A 16,271-nucleotide genomic window follows, 5' to 3' on the forward strand; every position below is an offset into this window, starting at 1 on the left:
TCGAATGCAGAACCATGAAAAGCGTTGCTGCCGGATTTAGTCTGAGCCGTGACAAGTCCAGCGACGGCCTTGCCGAATTCGGCGTCATAATTCTGCGATGTGACCTTCATCTCAGAGACCGAATCCAGGTTCGGATTAATGACGGCTACACCGTTGATAGGTTCCTGATTGTCCGTACCATCCAGCTCATATCCTGTGGCGAAAGGCAGTTGGCCGTTCACTTCGATCGACTGGCTCCGCTGCGGATTGCCACTGCCTTCGCCTGGCCCCCAGCCGATATACGTTGTGCCGGGCGTCAGCAACTCAAAAGCGGTAAAGTTGCGGTTCAGATTAGGCAGGTTTTCTACAGCCCGCGTGTTCAGAATCGTGCTCACTTCGGCGCGATCTGTCTCCAGGAGACCGGGTGATGCACTCACGGTTACGGTGTTGGAGACTGAACCGACTGAAAGCTGCAGGTCCACCTTTGGGGCTGTATCTGCATAGACGACCACATTATCTGCTGAGCTTTTATTGAACCCGGTTACTTCCACCTCTACACGATAGGTATCGGGAATAAGGTGCTGAACCGTATACGAGCCACTTTCATTCGTCTGAACACTGACTTTTGTCCCTTTGCTTATATCGGTGACGGTAACGGTCGCCCCCGGGACAAGAGCGCCCGTATTATCTGTGATTATTCCAAAAATTGAGCCGTAGACTGCCTGCGCACCTAATGGTAGGACACTAGCAAATGAACAAAGCATCAACACCAGCGCGAGCAGGTAGCTGCTCACACGGTCTCTCCTGATAAATGGGCGATTGCGCCTCTTTAATGTATTTCCCCATTGCATACTGCCTCCTAAAAACTACAACCTATATTCGGATTTCGAATCCCCATTGCCTCATTGCATTTGCGCTTGCTAATGAGGAGCAGTCCACCTGATCGCTGGAGCTGGTATCTGCAACCCAGTGATCGGCGGCTTCTTATGAACAGCTACCCTCCACAGATCATGTACTTCTTACACAACCCAAGAAGTATCCCCAGTCGCATAGACGGATGACAATCTTTTTACGGTGATTTGACCCGTCAATTCCCGTGTGAAACAATTCCAGACAGGAAACGGTGGCGGTGCATAAGGCTTTTAAAATCAGCGATAAAGGCTTAGAAGATGAGCGATGGGCTCTAATCGAGCGAATTGCTGCCAGCCGGCACCTGAAGTCCTCTGCACGTCTCTGTGAATTCCTTTTTTACACGGCGGATTGCGCCCTTCGAGACGCTCCTGAAGAGGCTACCGAGCAGCAGATCGGTATCAAAATCTTCCATCGCCATCCTGGCTACAATTCCAGCGAGGACAGTATCGTTCGGACGCACGCTCGCTTGCTGCGTCAAAAGCTCGCCGCGTACTTCGCCGAGGAGGGGGTAGGCGAAGAGATTATTGTTGAGATCCCGAAGGGGCACTATCTTCCGGTCTTTCACGCGAAATCAGAGCCAGTTTCAGCTGAATTGCTGTCGGTTCAGGAAAAATCCTTACCCGTTCTAGTGCCTCCAGCGCCTAGTAAAACACTTCGCGGGTGGACATTTTTCTTGCTGATATTCGCCTCTCTACTCGCAGCTGGTGCGCTCCTGCTCTGGCGGCCCTGGGCGCGTCCAAGCATTTCGCAATCGCCTGTGGAGAAATTCTGGCGCCCCTTCTTCTCTGAAGATCCCCCACTCGTGATCTTTAGCAACGCTCTCTTTATAGGGGATTCGACGAATGGCCTGCGCTACGCTCCGCCGCAGGAGCGGCAGAACGCGGCGACGACAGACGATTATGTGGACACCTACACCGGGATCGGCGAGCTGGCGTCGGTATATGCGCTAACAACCCTGTTCGACGCGCATGGCTCCCATTTCATTCTCAAGCGCAGCCAGCTGATGACTTGGGACGAAGCTAAGACAAAGAATTTGATCTTTATCGGGTCTGTCGCCGAAAATCCCTCCCTACGGGTCCTGGAGTCGACGACAGACTTTACGATGATGGCGCAGCCGGGAATTGCAGGTTTGGTCAATCATCATCCCAAACCCGGCGAGCCCCCAATATACTCAAGGCCCGAACGGCCTCTCACGAAAGATTATGCGATCCTCGCGCTACTCCCTGGAGTGCAACCTGGGAAACGCATGCTAATCTTCAGCGGATTGACCACCTTTGGAACACAAGCCGCTGTCGATTATGTTTGCCGTCCGGATAGCACGGCAGAACTGCTGCGACAAATTACCGGACCTAAAGGCGAAATTCGGCCATTCGAGGCGGTGCTCGAAACAACCATTGGTGGTGGTGTTCCCTTGCAGACACGTCTGGTAACAATCCGTGTCCATTGATTTACCCCAAAAACTCATTCGATGGGCTGTAGCTTAAGCTGATTTTCGACGTGGATCTTTGAGGCCATCTCCATCTCTTGTTTCGCTTCATCCTCCTGACCGACTTTTCGATAGGCCTGAGCAAGCAGCGTGTGGGTGATAAAGTTTGCTGGGTCCATTTTCTCCGCATGCTTCAGGTACATAATGGAGCTCACCGGATCCTGCCTGCGCAGCAGCACCTTACCCATTTGGATAAACGACCCTGTGCTGGACGTATCGAGCGAGATGGCTTTTGTCAGCGCTTCTTGCGCGTCCTGAAGTCTGTCCGTCCGCGTGTAAACGTCTCCCAACCGGTCGTAGACGGGCGCATAACCAGGATTCAACAGACGCTCCTTTTCAAACTCCTGCAATGCGTGATCCACATCCGACTTGAAAAGATAGACCTCACCAAGCAGGAAGTGCGCCAATGGAAGATTCGGTGCGAGCTGAAGAGCTTTTTGTGCTTGTATCGCCGCGAACTCTTCGAGGTTCGCCCGCTGGAGCATAGAGCCCAATAACAGATAGGCGGCGCCGGAGTCTGGGTTCACTTTGAATCCAGTCGCAAATGCTCGGCGTGCGTCATCGTAACGCTGTGCGTTCATGTAGCAAAGGCCAAGCACATAATTGGCGTCAGCATTTGAATTGGGAGTCCATTCACGCACCCGTTCGAGATAAGGAATCGCGTCGGCTGGGCGGCCGAGACGATAAAGTGTGAGACCCTGCATCTGCACTGACTCAGCATCGGACGAATCTTCCTGGATGGCGGCAGCGAATGCGCGCTGAGCTTCTAACAGCTTGCCGGTCCGATAGTATGCGATTCCCAGCTCGTGCTGCAGTCCCTTGACTGGTGGATGGATAGCAGCCAGCTTCTGAAGCAGTGCGATAGCTTCCGCCTGTTGACCTTGTTCCAGATCCTTGTGCGCCAATGCAAGAGACTGTTGAGTAGTATCGGCGGGTGAGGAGGATTGGCCACTGGCTGAGGGGACTACGACGAGCAAAAAGGCAAAAAGCGGTACGATACGCATGACACTTGTAGCATACTGCGAGATCAGAAATGATAAGTGCTTGATGCGCTGCCCATCCCAGATCAGAATCCGGATCGCAAGTCATTTCGCCGCTACGGCAATTTTATACGTTCTTCTCATTGTCTCTGTAACAACATCCATCGGACAGACACAGCGAAGCAGGCTCGTGAGGGCGCCGGTTCATCCATATGCCGCGAGCGATAGTCACCCCGGACCGGCTTGGTTCGCAAATGTCGCTCCGGAAGCCGGGCTGACCATGCAGAACGTGAACGGAGATGCAGCTTCCAAAAAGTACATCATCGAAACGACAGGCAGCGGCGTTGCCATTCTCGACTATGACCGCGACGGCTGGCCTGACATTCTCCTGCTCAATGGCCGCACTCTCGACGGAGAACCGTCTCCGGTGGTGCACCCTACCAATCATCTCTATCGTAACAATCACGATGGCACTTTTAAAGATGTGACCGCAGAGTCAGGATTGACTGCATCTGGATGGGCGCAGGGTGTCTGCGTCGGAGACTATGACAACGACGGTTACAACGATCTTTACATTACCTACTATGGCAAAAACCGGCTTTACCATAACGAGCGGAATGGAGCCTTCAAAGAGGTAGCAGGTCCAACTGGTGTATCTGGCAATGGCGAAGCCTGGGGAACCGGCTGTGCCTTCGTAGATTACGATCGGGATGGCAAGCTTGATCTGATGGTGGCGAACTACGTTCAACTGGATCTCAAGTCGCTGCCAAAGCCCGGCGAAGGTCTTACCTGTATATGGAAAGGAACGCCGGTGATGTGTGGACCACGCGGTCTTCCTTTCACAACGAACATTCTCTATCACAATCTGGACGGCAAGAAGTTTGAAGATGTGAGTCGAGCCAGCGGCATTACCAAAACCAATGGACACTACTGTTTTAGCGTCTCCACACTTGACTACAATCGCGATGGCTGGCCCGATATCTATGTGGCATGCGACAGCACACCCAGTATTCTCTACCGCAACAATAAGGACGGCACCTTTACCGATGTAGCCCCTGATGCCGGTGTAGGCTATGACGAAGACGGCCGTGAGCAGGCAGGTATGGGAACGGCCATAGGAGATTACGACGGTGATGGTTGGCCAGATGTCTTCAAGACCAATTTCTCGGACGACACCTCGTCGCTCTATCACAACAACGGGGATGGGACATTTACGGCAGCTATCGCAGACGCAGGACTTGGCCTCAATACGCAGTATCTCGGCTGGGGCACCATGTTTTTGGATGTGGACAACAGCGGCCTTCTTGACATTATTATTGCCAATGGCCATGTTTATCCCCAAGTAGATTACGCGCACTTAGGCTCGTCGTATCGAGAGCCTCGCCTCCTCTATCAAAATCTGGGAAACGGGAAGTTCAAAGACATTAGCAAGAACGCAGGCCCTGGTTGCACGGAGCTCGCGCCCAGTCGTGGGCTGGCAGTAGCTGATCTCTGGAACGACGGTCGTCTTTCCGCGGTGATTAACAACATCGATGAAAAACCAATGCTGCTGGTTAACCTCGTGTCCAATAGTAACCACTGGCTAGGCGTCTTTACGCAAGGTACGCGCTCCAATCGTGACGGAATTGGAACACAGGTTACCGTGGTTGCGGGCGGGCGAAAATGGCTCCAGGAAGTACGTAGTGGGTCGAGCTATATTTCCAGCAGCGATCTTCGCCTGCACTTCGGATTGGGACCGATCACAACGATCGATCATATTGAGGTGCTGTGGCCCAGTGGGATGACTGAACACTTCACCGTCAATGGCGTTGACCGGTTCGTCACCCTTGTCGAAGGTGCTGGCTCACAGAAACCAGCCGATCAGTAACATGCTATCGACTTTTCTGCAGAGAGAGAACTTGACTCCGAGGCGAGCCTTGAGGTCTAACGCATAATTCCGGTTCAGAATGGCAACGAAGCGCCAACGCACTCAGCTTCGGGATGGGCCTGTGATCGCGACTCTGCTCTGGGCGGATGACCACCGCCCAAAATCTTCGCCGAGCCTCCCCTCCTTAAGGAGCGATTGTATCGAGAGGATAAAACGGAATGCGAGGACTAAAAATGAGCAGCCAGCTTCCCGACTGTCCTCATGGAATGCGTCACCGGACTCAACCTATTGGCGGATGATCGGTAAACCTCACGTTTGAGACGGCTAAGGCTGGATCTGCGGCAGTCTGAGGGGCCGTATGAGTGCAATTCCATTCCCTCGCACCTGAGTCCCCGATGAGCGGAATCCGCGAAAAATGACCCAAGATTCGGCTACTTTCTCATTGCCCACCGGTCGGATCGGCTATGCCTCTGGCAAGTTGCCGAAAGGCCGGCTTCTCGAAAAATGGGTGCCATATCCGAAATTGCATTCTTAATTTGCCATTGGTCGTATGAAGGGATCCTACCAAGGACCTAGGTAGTTCTATTCGCTGTGAGGAATTGCGCCTCGCTGCGTCTGGGCGCTAGCATCGACATCTATATGGATCTGAGTGCGAAAGTTTCTATTTTAGGACTGGGTATCATGGGCGCGGCGATGGCCCGTAGCGCTGCTCGCGGTGGTTTGGATACCACGGCATGGGATCGGTCGCCCGGCCGCGCCTCCGGTCTTGCTTCCGGCAATCTCCGGATTGCACCCTTGGTTCGCGATGCGGTTCAGGATGCGGATGTCGTCGTCACAATGGTGTCGAACGCCGATGCGGTGCTGAGCATCATGACGGAGCGAGAGGGCCTTGCGGCCATGAAGCCAGGCGCGGTTTGGATACAGATGTCGACAATTGGGGTCGAGGGGACGGAACGCGCCTGGCGCCTGGCCGGCACACGACCCGAGATCGGGTTTCTGGATGCGCCGGTTTCGGGCAGCAAAGCTGCGGCCGAACAAGGGAAACTGGTCATTCTTGCGTCAGGCGACCAAGGTCGCGCGGGCGCGACAGCACAGCCATTCTTCGATGCGATCGCTGCGCAGACACATTGGCTCGGCGATGTGGGACAGGGAACCCGCATGAAACTCCTGTTCAACGCATGGATAGCCGTCCTCATGGAGGGAGTCGCGGAAGTGTCTATACTTGGCGATGCACTCGGGATCGATCTGGGTCGTTTCACGTCACTGGTCTCAGGTGGTCCCCTGGTTCCGGCATGGGCCGTGGCTAAATTGCAGAAGATAAAAGAAGGGCGCACCGCGGAAACGGAATTTCCGCTTCGTTGGGCGCACAAGGATGTTCAGCTAGCACTCGCAGCAGCAGGAGAAGAGCGTGCCCGGCTCCCGATTCTCAGCAAGATCGACGCTATCTGGGCAGAAGCCGAGCCCGGCTTCGGAGCAGACGATCTTAGCGCTATCTACCTGGCACTTAGTAATGGAGTTAAACGATGACTATCTCATCAACCCTTCCGAAGGTTATGAAAGCTGCGGTTGTGGATGCGGCGGGGCCCCCCGAAGCCATTCACATCAAAGATGTGCCCGTACCCGCACTACCGGCTAACCACGTCCTTATCGCGCTCGAGTTTGTGGGTGTGGGCATATGGGACGCTCAGCAGCGCGCAGGATCCTGGGGATCGGTCAAACCAGGAACAATCATGGGTGCAGACGGGAGCGGAACCATTGCTGCCGTTGGCAGCCATGTGACAAAGTTCCACGTCGGCGATCGCGTTTACTCTTACAGCTACGGCTACGGCAGCGGCGGATTCTACGCGCAATATGTCAGCGTTCCGGCTGACAGGGTAGCTGCCGTTCCCGCACATCTGGAGATGAAGATCGCAGGGGGAATGCCGTGCATTGCATTGACAGCTCAATCCGGCCTGGAAACCCTGAAAGCGACTCGCGCTCAAACCTTATTAGTATTCGGCGCGAGTGGCGGCGTCGGTTCCTGCGCGGTTTGGCTTGGCAGCGAGAAAGGGGCAACGGTCGTGGGCACAGCGCGACCCGACGCACAAGAGTATGTTCGGTCGCTGGGAGCTGCGCACACCGTCGATCCAAATTCCGCGGAACGCGAGGGCGTAATCAAGCGCGCGGCCAAGGACGGGTTCGACGCTGCCCTGGTCACGGCCAATAGTGACGCGTTAGCTTATTTCTTTTCGCATCTGAAGCCTAAAGCGCCGATTGCCTTTCCGAATGGCGTTGAGCCCAAACCACACCTCAGCGGCCATCCGGTTTCAGCATTCGATGGTGCGATGTCGCATGAAGCGTTCGAAAGGCTGAACGCAGCAATCAGTACAAAGACCCTACCGCTGCGGGTCCAGGTCTTTTCATTCAAAGATGTGGCCGCAGCTCATCGCAGGATCGAAGAAGGGCACGTCGTCGGAAAGATTGTCCTGCACATCAATTTATAGACTTGTCCGCGCGCGGTGCCGCGGGGTCCATAAGTCCACATTATCCAGTATGACCTCGTCAATGTAGCACCAGCCCCAATCCTCACCGGGCTCGAAGGAACGCATGATGGGATGGCTGGTGCGATGGAAATGTTTGGTGGCGTGTTTGCCGGGGGACTGGTCGCAACAGCCGACATGGCCGCACTCCAGGCATAAGCGAAGGTGAACCCAGTACCCTCCCGTCTTTAAGCACTCTTCACAGCCTTCGGGAGTACGAGGGGACACTGGTCGAATCTGGTTTAAATGAGAGCAGGCTGACATGGTTTTCTTCCTTTCAGTGGCCGGCTAAATAACGGTGGACAAACGTAACAGCCATTGCGCCTTCGCCGACAGCCGAGGCGCATCGTTTGACAGACCCATGGCGAACATCGCCGGCGGCAAACATTCCGGGAAAGCTGGTTTCCAAAAAGTAGGGTTCGCGGTCGAGCGACCATGTGCTGCCGAAACTACTGTCCCGACGCAAATCCGGACCGGTAACGAGATAACATTGTTCGTCACGCACCAAGCCGGCTTCTGCGGCCCAGTTCGTATTGGGAAGACCGCCGAGACATAGAAAAAGCCAGCACGCGTTGATCGTTTCCTGCCGCCCGGTCAAATTATCGATGAGGGTAATGGCTTCCAAGTGGTCGTCGCCATGCAGCTCAACGACTTCAGTATGCGGTCTCACCTCGATCTTAGGCGAGCTCAATATACGATCGATCAAATACTGCGAGAGCGTTTCCTTCAGGCCGTCTCCACGAATCAGGATGTAGACCCTTCGGGCATAGCGGGAAAAGTGTATGGCCGCTTGTCCAGCGGAGTTGCCGCCACCAACCACAAAGACCTCCTGGCTGCTGCACAGCTCCGCCTCGCTGGTACCGGCGCCATAGAAGACACCCGCGCCGCGCAGCCGTTCTTCGTTCCAGAGGTTGAGGCGGCGGTACTCAACCCCCGAGGCGCAGATCGCGGCGTGCATCACAAAGCTAGTGCCATCCGCCAGGTGGCCGATCGAATTTCCGGGCACGAGCTCGGCACGCACACCCTCATGCAGCAGAAGAATTTCTGCTCCAAAGCGATTGGCCTGATCGCGGGCACGTTTCGCGAGGTCAGAGCCGCTAATGCCCTCAGGAAATCCCAGGTAATTCTCAATTCTCGAGCTGGTACCCGCCTGTCCTCCTACGGCGTAGCGCTCGATCAGAAGGGTTTTGAGGCCCTCGGATGCGCCATAGACTGCAGCACTAAGCCCGGCAGGGCCGCCGCCCAGGATGGCCAGATCGTACTCTGCGCTGGATGGCTTTTGGAACCATCCTAACTTCTCCGCGATCTGGCGAATGGTAGGACTCTCCAGCCTCGCGCCGTCGGGAAAGAGGCAAACCGGCAGGCGCTGATCGTGGAGATTGTTGACCTGGGCCAACTCCCGCGCCTGCTGATCAGAGGTCAGCTCGATCCATTCGAAAGGAACATTGCTGCGGTATAGAAAATCACGCAGGCTGTAACTGGCGGACGAACCGTGGATGCCTAGAAGCTGTAACCGAAACGGATGTTGAAGAGTGGACGCACTCATTTTATTTGCCTCACAGGTCTACAACATCGGAAGCCTAGCAGGACGCGGACCCAGGGGAAAGGCCTTGTCGATGCGGGCGATGTCTGCTGTAGACAAGTGGAAATCTCCGGCACCCGCATTCTCCGCGGCGTGCTCGGGAGTTGAAGCTTTGGGAATGGTAAAGAGTCCGGGGCGGTGCACGAGGAACTGGAGCGCAACCTGGCGCGGGGTGGCATGCTGCAGTTCGGCTATTTCGCGCAACACCCGCCCGCCCTGCGAGTGTGGCGCCGGGAATGCTCCATGGCCCAGTGGGCTGTATCCCACCACAGCCACTTTGTATTGCTGACACCAGGGAATGACAGCATGTTCAATGGCCCGCTCCTGAAGGTGATAAAGGACTTGGTTACAGGCGGGCAGATCTTCGCCGACGATGCTCCGGATTTCCTCCAGATCGTCGACGTCGAAATTGCTCACACCCCAGGAGAGTATTTTCCCTTCGTCACGCAACTGCTCGAAGGCGGCAACCGTTTCTTCCAGCGGATGGCGCCCACGCCAGTGCAGCAGGTAGCAATCCAAGTGGTTGGTCTTGAGGCGAAGCAGAGATTGCTCACACGCCCTGATGGTTGTGTGCCGCCCGGCGTTCTGAGGAAGAACTTTTGACACCAGAAACACTTCGTCGCGCCGCCCGGCAACTGCCTGGCCAACCAGCCTTTCGGCAGCTCCCGAGCCGTACATCTCAGCGGTATCAATGTGCTTCATGCCCCTATCGAGGCCAAGGCGCAAAGCGGAGATGACTGACGCAGGGTCTTCAATTTCTTCGTACCAGGTGCCTTGGCCGATCACAGCGACCTGACGATGAGTGGACCCGAAGTAACGCTGTTCCATTGCTGCACTCCAAAAGAGGGTGGGGGCGGCGTTCAACCCCCACTCTACCAAGGCAAATCAAGACTAGGCCGCTGGTTTTAAGATAACTTTCGTCCACCCATTGTCGCGCGCGTCGAAATGTTGGTAGGCCATGGGTGCTTGCTCCAGAGGCAAACGATGCGAAATGATCCAGGACGGTTTTGCCCGTCCGGCGTGAATCAGATTGCGCAGGTGCCGGTTGTAGTGCTTGATGTTGGCTTGCCCGGTGCCGATCGACTGTCCTTTGAACCAGAAGAGCCCCATGTCAAAAGCGATCTCACCTTGCTTGGCGAGCTGGTCGGCACCGCCAGGATCCTTGGGCAGGAAAATGCCGACGACACCGATTCCGCCGGTGAAGCGTACCGAGCCTACAAGATTATTCATAGTGAGATTGGGTATTTCGCGGCCGTGTGGCTCGTGACATTGATAGCCCACGCATTCACAACCTCTGTCGGCGCCCTCTCCGCGGGTTTGCGCTAACACCTGTTCCACGGGGGAAGCTTTTGAGTCGTCGATGGGAATACAACCGATCTTTTCTGCCAGGGCAAGCCTGTCGGGATGGCGATCGACGACCATGACCTTACTGGCGCCCTGGATCATCGCAGACAAGGCGGCCATCAAACCAACCGGGCCGGCACCATAAATCACAATGGAATCGCCGGGTTGGAGACCTGCAAGGCGGGTGCAGTGCCAACCGGTGGGAAATATATCGGACAGAAATGCATAATCGTCCTGCTTTTCCCGGGCGTCCTCAGGAAGGCGCAAGCAGTTGAAGTCGCCGTAGGGGACGCGGAGGTATTCCGCTTGTCCGCCTGGAAAAGGCCCCATGCCGGCAAAGCCATAAGCAGCCCCGGCCATTCCTGGATAAACAGTGAGGCAAAATGCGGTAAGACCTGCTTCACAGTTTTTGCAGAAGCCACAACCGATGTTAAATGGCAGGCTGACCTGATCACCTTTTTTGATGCGGCTGATTCCAGGACCTACCTCGACGACTTCACCGGTGTTCTCGTGACCGAAAACGCCTCCCGGTTTGAAATCGGTCCGGCCCTCGTACATATGCAGGTCAGAGCCGCAAATGTTGGTGGTGGTGATCTTGACGACCACATCGTTGGGCTGCTCAATTCTGGCGTCAGGAACATTTTTCACGCTGACGTCGCGGGGTCCGTTGTAAACGACTGCTTTCATGGTCCTCTCCTCTGATACATGTCTGTTGCTTGAAGTGTCATGCAAGCTGCTGGTTCCTGATGCGGGGGCCGGCAGTGCCCGGAAGCCATGAGATAACAACCGAACCCGTGACGATGGCGGGAGCTCACCTGACTGTGTTCGTGCGCCTGTGCCTCTGTGGCTAATTTCAATCCACTCAAAGGGCGCCTGAGCTCCAACTCCGGATTATTCGAGTGCTAACGCCATCTCTCATCCACGTGCGGCTTCGGCTCCTCACCGCGCTCTTGCGCGAGCGTGAGGTAATCGATGTAGCCTATCGCGCCCCCGCCGTAATAAGTGGCGGGATCATCTGCATTGAGATGGGCGTGCTGGCGAAACCTGTTCGGCAGATCCGGATTGGCCAGAAACTTGCGCCCAAATCCAATCAGGTCCGCTCGACCTTCCTTAAGCCAGCTCTCTGCTGTGTCGTGGTTGAAGCCGCCTGTGATGATCAAGGGGCCGCGGAATTTCTTGCGCATCAGATCCAGCATCCGGATAGCACGGGGATCAGGCTCCATTTTTTTTTCAAATTCAGCAATCGCCGGATTGACGAGGTGCAGGTAGGCTAGCCGGTACTCACTGAGCTTTTTCGCAACGCAGCCGAAGGTTTTTTCGGGGTCCTGGTCGCATATGTCGTTGAACGTACCCAGCGGAGAAAGCCGTACCCCGACGCGATCAGCGCCCCAGACTCCGATGATCGCCTCCACCACCTCAAGGAGAAGCCTCGCGCGGTTTTCGACGGATCCGCCGTACGCATCGGCACGCTGGTTGGTGCCGGAGTTGAGAAACTGGTCAAGAAGATAGCCGTTTGCTGCGTGAATCTCGATGCCGTCGACGCCGGCCTCCAGCGCATTCTTGGCTCCACGCACATATTGCTTCACGATGTAAGGAATTTCCTCCGTCTCCAACGCACGCGGAGTTACGAAGGGGACCAGCTCTCCCTCGCCGCTTTCATTTTCGATAAACGCCATTCCCTTGGGTTTAATGGCGGAGGGCGCCACGGGCAGCATGCCGTCAGGCTGCAGCGACGGGTGAGAGATGCGTCCAACATGCCACAGCTGCATGAAGATCGAGCCGCCGCCCTTGTGCACCGCTTCGGCGACGAGCCGCCAGCCTTCCACCTGATCAAGGCTGTGGATGCCTGGTGTCCACGCATAGCCTTGTCCCTGCTGAGAGACCTGGGTCGCTTCCGAAACGATGAGAGCGGCTGAGCTGCGCTGAGCGTAGTAGAGGGCATTCATTGGAGAAGGCACATTCCCGGGTTGGCGAGCGCGCGACCGAGTGAGCGGCGCCATGAGCATGCGGTGCGGAAGTTTGTAGCGACCAAGTTGGAAGGGCTGGAATAGAGTTTCCGTAACGGCTTGCTGCTGCTCCATGCTGTTCTCAAGCACCGCTGTTGGTGCCGATGGGGCACCGTTCTTGGTCGAGCTCGATTCCACGACATCCGCGACGTCCGCACTGCGTGATTGCGTAATCGCCTCAGTTGCTGCCACTAATAGTGCGGTGGTGGCGCCGCGCGAAAGATAGAGATGATGCCGGAATTCGCTTAGAAGAGTATCGAAGGCACACAGGGAGGATGACCCTATTCGCGTCTCAAACGCGGTGGTAATTTCCGTTGTCGCTTTGGCAGTCCGCGACCCGTGCAGGAATGTTGCGGCTTTGTCATCTACTTCGCGATTTGTTCCACGGCGGGCGGCGAGGCCTATGTTCGCCATTTGTTATCTCCTTCACGATTTTTCCTGGCACCATTCGCTTAAAGCATGTTTCATACAGGGGTCTGCGGCCTGGGCACTGCTTGAAGCTGCCTTGGTTGCGATTCTGGCTCGTGACCGTGCACGCACGAGGTTTACGAAACACGATGCAACGTGATCTCTTGCAATGTTTGTTCTTGCAGCACATAGCCCTCGGTCCGATGGCTGAGACGCGCGTCTGTGCGCTCGTCCTTCCGCTTCTCTTTACGGAGGGACATCGTTTCGAGGGAGTACGGCAACTGCTTCCCACAATCCAAACACACTTCGCAGGTGCGGCCGGAACGGGTGAAGGGGCGGCTCAGGTTGCGGTGCCGACAGCCCAAGATGCAATCGAACGCTCGCCACAGGATGCGGGTCACGGCGCTTCTCCAGGTGATTCTTCTTTACTCTTTCAGGCCCTTCATGAGCAATTTCTACTTTGAGAATGCTAGCGCTCACACATCGGCAAAAACAATTCTTCGTGAGGAGGAAGAAAGGTTAAGCAAGGAGTCTCAAGCTTCACTCGGACGTGGGCAGCATTCGGCCATACGACCATTTCCGTATACGCGAGAATGACCTGCGTATAGATTGGCTACTCCGCTCTGTCCCGCGAAACCTGCACCGCAGGAACCAGTCCCCCACCGCCCGTTCTACTACCAAAGTCCTACTTAGTCATTCGCTACTGGATAGAACTGTGTCTAAGCACGCATACTCACTCAAAAATCGTGCTAGAGACGAATTGTTTCAAGCACACAAGGTGGCTAACATCACCGAGCAGTGACTCAACTAGCGGGTCTTTGGTTGTGATTGTGTTGTAGAGCTGGATGCCAACTCAAGCTGAGTCAATTGTGAGGGCAAAGAAGGATCGTTATGAGACAACCAATCTATATCTACGGGCGTTGGATTGCGATCTTCATCGCATCCTGTCTGGTGTTGATTGCGGGCTGCAGCTCCAGTAATACAGCTGCCAACGCCCCGCAAGCAAAACCGCAGACTCAGGCACAATCCCAACCGAACTTCGAGCAGCAGCGACAGGCTGCCGAAAAGCAGGCTAGCCCCGAAGTTGAGAAAGAGCGGCAAAGCGCCAAAGACCAGACAGACCAGTCACTCGATCAGGATGCGGTAGCTGCGATTGATCAAACGAGGTCTGCGATCGATGCAATCGCGGCGAATAAGAAGAGTGATGCGCTTGCTGCTATCGAGGCGGCCACGGGGAAGATCAATATTCTGCTGGCTCGCAACGCGGCTGCAGCACTGATTCCGGTGGCGTCCGAAGTCGATGTCATCGATACTGCGCCGCTCGACGAGAAAGCTATCCAGACGCTGGACCACGGCGTTTCCGATGCGGTAAAAGCCAAGGATTACCCCACCGCACGGCTCATTCTCTATTCGCTGATGAGCGAGATTCGTGTCCGCATCTACAATCTACCTCTCGCCACCTATCCCACGGCTCTCAAGGACGCGGCTCGCCTTCTAGATCAGGGGCAGAATGACCAGGCAAGCCAGACTCTTCTGACTGCGCTCAACACTCTGACTGTAATTGAAAAAGTTACACCGATCCCTGTTGTGCTTGCGCGGGCAGCGATTATGGCAGCAGAAGACCAGAAACAGAAGGACAAGAATGTGGCGCAAACGCTACTGGCGACAGCCAGGAACCAGCTTCAGCGCGCCCAAGACCTTGGCTATGTGGCGGGTGCTCCTGAATATGCCGCCTTGAATACCAACATTGCGCAACTCGAGAAGGAATTAAAAGGCAATGGAGATACCAGCTCACTTTTTTCCACGCTGAAAGACGAGTTGTCCTCGCTCTTCAACCGGCAGTCAGCTCCGGAGCGGCGCTAAAATGCCAGGCCCGATTTTTGCAGTCGAACACGCGGAAAGGAGATAAATATGTCAATTTCACCCAAGGTAGTTCGCAGCCTGTTGGCGATCGCTATATTCGCTTCCACAGCGCTTTTGCCACCCGTCCTCAGATCGGTTACCCGGAAGCCGCCCAATGCTGAGGTCGCAGCCCAACTTGATACCGCGAAGGACGAGGCCTTTGAACTCGCACGCGATGCGGATGATATGACCTCTCTCCTCCGCAATGACGTAAGCTGGCAATCGCATGCCGAGATGCTGAATCGGATTAAGGACCACGTAAACAACATGGGAAAGATTCTGGAAAAGCTGCAGAGCGAGCGCGATGAGGCTTCACCCTGGCAACAGCAGGCGATTGATCGCATGGTCCCCTTGCTCAAAGAGATAGCTAACAATACGACTGCGGCTATCGAGCAATTGAACAAAAGCCAGCTTCGCCCCGTCTCGGGTGACTACAAGGACTATCTTCTACAAAATGCGGAGACAGCCCACCAATTGGCGGACATAATTTCCTCCTACGAAAAGTATGACCGCACGCGGACCAAGCTCGAGGAACTCCAGGACAAGATTGAGCCGCCCACGAACTAAAACGTCGCAGCCATATTGAATTTGCAATCAACTGCAGATGATCTCGCTTCGATGTCTCGCGATTCCGCGATTGGATCTTAGCGTGCCGAAACGGCAGAAAGATCATGAGTGAAAACAAGTTGGATCGATACAACCCAGACCAGGAGGTCTCACCATGAAGCTTCATCAGAGGATGTCATTGACAGTGGCTCTTGCCGTTGTCTTCTTTTCGATTCCAGCGTTGGCGCAGAAAGTGGAGACCGACTATGACCACTCCGTCAACTTTACCCAATATCACACATACTCCTGGGGACGTGTCCATGCCACGGATCCTCTATTTGAGTCTCGTATCCGTGATGCAGTAGACCGTGACCTTCAAGCGAAAGGGTGGCAGCAGGTGCCATCCGGCGGAGACGTTACGATAACGGCCGTGTTGGTGAAAAAAGATAAGGCCGAATACACCACTTTTTATGACGGCTTAGGAGGAGGTTGGAGATGGCATGGCTGGGGAACTGGAATGGCGACGACGACCGTCGAAAGCATTCCGGTCGGAACCCTGGTCGTCGATATCTATGACACTAGCTCACAACATCTCGTGTGGCGCGGCCTGGCACACGACCAGCTTTCTGATAAGCCGGAAAAAGACACCAAGAAGCTCGAAAAGGCAGTGGATAAGATGTTCGAAAAATTGCCACCTCGATCCTCGTAGTCACTGTATCCGAAGTGGGCGCCGTCAGAAT

16 protein-coding genes are annotated in these 16,271 nt (G+C 55.3%); 7 read left to right on the forward strand and 9 right to left on the reverse strand.

Annotated features, from left to right (window positions below; translation table 11 throughout):
- The coding region (locus GSQ86_RS05525) for a carboxypeptidase-like regulatory domain-containing protein (protein WP_254062161.1) at positions 1-773 on the reverse strand (773 nt) is incomplete at its 3' end.
- A gap of 389 nt (positions 774-1,162) precedes the next feature.
- Positions 1,163-1,438 (reverse strand): hypothetical protein, encoded by a 276-nt coding sequence (locus GSQ86_RS05530; RefSeq protein ID WP_158748973.1) that lies wholly within the window; start codon positions 1,436-1,438, stop codon positions 1,163-1,165.
- Positions 1,439-1,693: 255 nt separating this feature from the next.
- Here GSQ86_RS05530 and GSQ86_RS05535 point away from each other — a divergent pair, with 255 nt between their 5' ends.
- A complete protein-coding gene (locus tag GSQ86_RS05535) occupies positions 1,694-2,338 on the forward strand; it encodes a hypothetical protein (protein WP_158748974.1) in 645 nt (214 codons plus the stop codon).
- A gap of 14 nt (positions 2,339-2,352) precedes the next feature.
- On the opposite strand, the gene GSQ86_RS05540 is transcribed toward GSQ86_RS05535, so the two are convergent.
- Positions 2,353-3,381: a tetratricopeptide repeat protein gene (locus GSQ86_RS05540; protein ID WP_158748975.1), complete on the reverse strand. Its 1,029-nt coding sequence runs from the start codon at positions 3,379-3,381 to the stop codon at positions 2,353-2,355.
- Positions 3,382-3,547: 166 nt separating this feature from the next.
- Here GSQ86_RS05540 and GSQ86_RS05545 point away from each other — a divergent pair, with 166 nt between their 5' ends.
- The 3 genes from GSQ86_RS05545 to GSQ86_RS05555 all read left to right on the forward strand — a co-directional run bounded on the left by GSQ86_RS05545 (position 3,548) and on the right by GSQ86_RS05555 (position 7,707).
- The gene (locus GSQ86_RS05545; RefSeq protein ID WP_254062162.1) at positions 3,548-5,224 is read left to right on the forward strand and encodes a CRTAC1 family protein; all 1,677 of its coding nucleotides are present in this window, start codon (positions 3,548-3,550) and stop codon (positions 5,222-5,224) included.
- 639 nt (positions 5,225-5,863) lie between these two features.
- On the forward strand, positions 5,864-6,751 hold the full coding sequence (locus GSQ86_RS05550; RefSeq protein ID WP_256366819.1) for an NAD(P)-dependent oxidoreductase: 888 nt from the start codon (positions 5,864-5,866) through the stop codon (positions 6,749-6,751).
- Entirely contained in the window at positions 6,748-7,707 is a 960-nt protein-coding gene (locus tag GSQ86_RS05555) for an NADP-dependent oxidoreductase (protein WP_158748978.1), read from the forward strand. The genes GSQ86_RS05550 and GSQ86_RS05555 overlap by 4 nt, the downstream gene beginning before the upstream one ends.
- On the opposite strand, the gene GSQ86_RS05560 is transcribed toward GSQ86_RS05555, so the two are convergent.
- The 6 genes from GSQ86_RS05560 to GSQ86_RS05585 all read right to left on the reverse strand — a co-directional run bounded on the left by GSQ86_RS05560 (position 7,702) and on the right by GSQ86_RS05585 (position 13,484).
- Entirely contained in the window at positions 7,702-8,007 is a 306-nt protein-coding gene (locus GSQ86_RS05560) for a ubiquitin carboxyl-terminal hydrolase 14 (protein ID WP_158748979.1), read from the reverse strand. The two genes, GSQ86_RS05555 and GSQ86_RS05560, sit on opposite strands and share 6 nt — an antisense overlap.
- A gap of 13 nt (positions 8,008-8,020) precedes the next feature.
- Positions 8,021-9,289: an NAD(P)/FAD-dependent oxidoreductase gene (locus tag GSQ86_RS05565; RefSeq protein ID WP_158748980.1), complete on the reverse strand. Its 1,269-nt coding sequence runs from the start codon at positions 9,287-9,289 to the stop codon at positions 8,021-8,023.
- An 18-nt stretch (positions 9,290-9,307) separates the two neighbouring features.
- The gene (locus GSQ86_RS05570) at positions 9,308-10,153 is read right to left on the reverse strand and encodes an aldo/keto reductase (protein ID WP_158748981.1); all 846 of its coding nucleotides are present in this window, start codon (positions 10,151-10,153) and stop codon (positions 9,308-9,310) included.
- Positions 10,154-10,216: 63 nt separating this feature from the next.
- A complete protein-coding gene (locus GSQ86_RS05575; RefSeq protein ID WP_158748982.1) occupies positions 10,217-11,356 on the reverse strand; it encodes a glutathione-independent formaldehyde dehydrogenase in 1,140 nt (379 codons plus the stop codon).
- 215 nt (positions 11,357-11,571) lie between these two features.
- Positions 11,572-13,089 (reverse strand): alkene reductase, encoded by a 1,518-nt coding sequence (locus GSQ86_RS05580; protein ID WP_254062163.1) that lies wholly within the window; start codon positions 13,087-13,089, stop codon positions 11,572-11,574.
- A gap of 131 nt (positions 13,090-13,220) precedes the next feature.
- Positions 13,221-13,484 (reverse strand): hypothetical protein, encoded by a 264-nt coding sequence (locus GSQ86_RS05585; RefSeq protein WP_158748983.1) that lies wholly within the window; start codon positions 13,482-13,484, stop codon positions 13,221-13,223.
- Between the two features lie 490 nt (positions 13,485-13,974).
- On the opposite strand from GSQ86_RS05585, the gene GSQ86_RS05590 reads away from it, so the two are divergent.
- From GSQ86_RS05590 to GSQ86_RS05600, 3 genes are all read left to right on the forward strand, one after another.
- A complete protein-coding gene (locus tag GSQ86_RS05590) occupies positions 13,975-14,946 on the forward strand; it encodes a YfdX family protein (RefSeq protein ID WP_158748984.1) in 972 nt (323 codons plus the stop codon).
- Between the two features lie 48 nt (positions 14,947-14,994).
- On the forward strand, positions 14,995-15,552 hold the full coding sequence (locus GSQ86_RS05595; RefSeq protein WP_158748985.1) for a hypothetical protein: 558 nt from the start codon (positions 14,995-14,997) through the stop codon (positions 15,550-15,552).
- Between the two features lie 154 nt (positions 15,553-15,706).
- The gene (locus GSQ86_RS05600; protein WP_158748986.1) at positions 15,707-16,240 is read left to right on the forward strand and encodes a DUF4136 domain-containing protein; all 534 of its coding nucleotides are present in this window, start codon (positions 15,707-15,709) and stop codon (positions 16,238-16,240) included.
- Positions 16,241-16,271 lie beyond the last annotated feature (31 nt).

This window comes from Acidobacterium sp. S8 (assembly GCF_009765985.1).
Lineage (GTDB): Bacteria > Acidobacteriota > Terriglobia > Terriglobales > Acidobacteriaceae > Alloacidobacterium.